This window comes from Gemmatimonadota bacterium (assembly GCA_026706345.1).
GTDB lineage: Bacteria > JAAXHH01 > JAAXHH01 > JAAXHH01 > JAAXHH01 > JAAXHH01.
In genome coordinates, this window is the sequence record JAPOYX010000174.1 from 1 (window position 1) to 1,211 (window position 1,211).

At 55.6% G+C, this 1,211-nt stretch carries 3 protein-coding genes; 2 read left to right on the forward strand and 1 reads right to left on the reverse strand.

What is annotated here, in order from left to right:
* Together OXG98_11700 and OXG98_11705 are read left to right on the forward strand one after the other, a co-directional pair.
* A partial coding sequence (locus tag OXG98_11700) for a hypothetical protein (GenBank protein MCY3772666.1) occupies positions 1-270 on the forward strand: 270 nt, incomplete at its 5' end.
* A complete protein-coding gene (locus OXG98_11705; protein MCY3772667.1) occupies positions 267-692 on the forward strand; it encodes a type II toxin-antitoxin system VapC family toxin in 426 nt (141 codons plus the stop codon). The genes OXG98_11700 and OXG98_11705, both read left to right, overlap by 4 nt.
* Positions 693-754: 62 nt before the next feature.
* Here the strand turns inward: OXG98_11705 and OXG98_11710 are convergent.
* Positions 755-1,211, reverse strand: a 457-nt coding sequence (locus OXG98_11710; protein ID MCY3772668.1) for an FAD-dependent oxidoreductase, incomplete at its 5' end; no start/stop codon positions are given.

The window sequence follows — 1,211 nt, forward strand, 5'->3', positions numbered from 1 at the left end:
GATGGCTCCATGAGAACGACACTGACATTAGACGATGATGTTGCGGACTTTTTGAAAGACCAGAGTCGGCTTCACAATAAACCTTTTAAGCAAGTGGTGAACGAGGTTTTACGTCGAGGCATGACGTCCGGTTCCAAATCGTCCGAACCAGTCCCATTCAAGATTGTTCCGAATCGCAGCAAACTCGTTCCCGGCATCGATCCACAGAAGCTCAATCAACTCAATGACCAACTTGAGGCTGAAGACTTTGCCGGTGAGAGCGCCCAATGATCGTACCGGACATCAATCTGCTGGTGTATGCCTACAACGATGGAGCCCCCTACCACGCTGCCGCCAGACGTTGGTTGGAAGGATTGATAAACGGAAGCGAAAGAGTCGGCATACCGTGGGTCGTATTGACTGGATTCGTGAGATTAATGACTCATCCGAGGATACTGACATCTCCACTATCGACCTCGAAAGCCATTAACTATGTAACAGATTGGTTTCGGTACACGTACATCACACCGGTCAATCCCGGTGCCGACCATTTAACTCATTTTCGGCAGAATCTTGCTGCCGCCGGCGTCGGCGCGAATCTCGTATCTGATGCTCACATCGCCGCCCTCGCAATGGAATACCAGGCAGAGGTACACTCGAACGATTCGGACTTCAGTCGGTTTCCCGGACTCCGCTGGCATAACCCTTTGTGATGTTCTTTCCCCCATGTGGGAAGAGCAAGGCTGTGTCAAGGTAGGTATGCTGATTGGCAAGCTCAGCACAGGCCGTGCTCGGCCTGCCAGGACGCCAGATCTGAGAGTGCCCGGTCCGCCATAGCCTGTTTTTTTTCACGACCCCGCAGCCGCTGCGGGAGCCCAGGGAACAGCCCGTAGTTGACGTTCATGGGTTGGAAATACTTGCGTTCGGGGTCGGTGACGTATGCGATCATGGCGCCCAGCGCCGTTGTGAGGGGCGGCGTCAACAGCGGCTGTCCCTTGACCTGAAGGCCGGCGTTTCTTCCGGCCAGCCAGCCGGCCGCGGCCGACTCCAGATAGCCTTCCACGCCAATCATCTGTCCGGCAAAAAACAGGTCGTCGCGCTGCCGAAACTGTAAGGTCGGTCTGAGCAGGCGAGGCGACTCGATAAAGGTGTTACGGTGCAGGCTGCCGAGGCGCACGAACTCCGCTTTTTCCAGGCCGGGAATCGTGCGAAAAATACGCCGCTGCTCGGGA

Bases quoted from the DNA above. Each gene is read 5' to 3' on its own strand.
- OXG98_11705 (MCY3772667.1), top strand. From the start codon at position 267: ATGATCGTACCGGACATCAATCTGCTGGTGTATGCCTACAACGATGGA.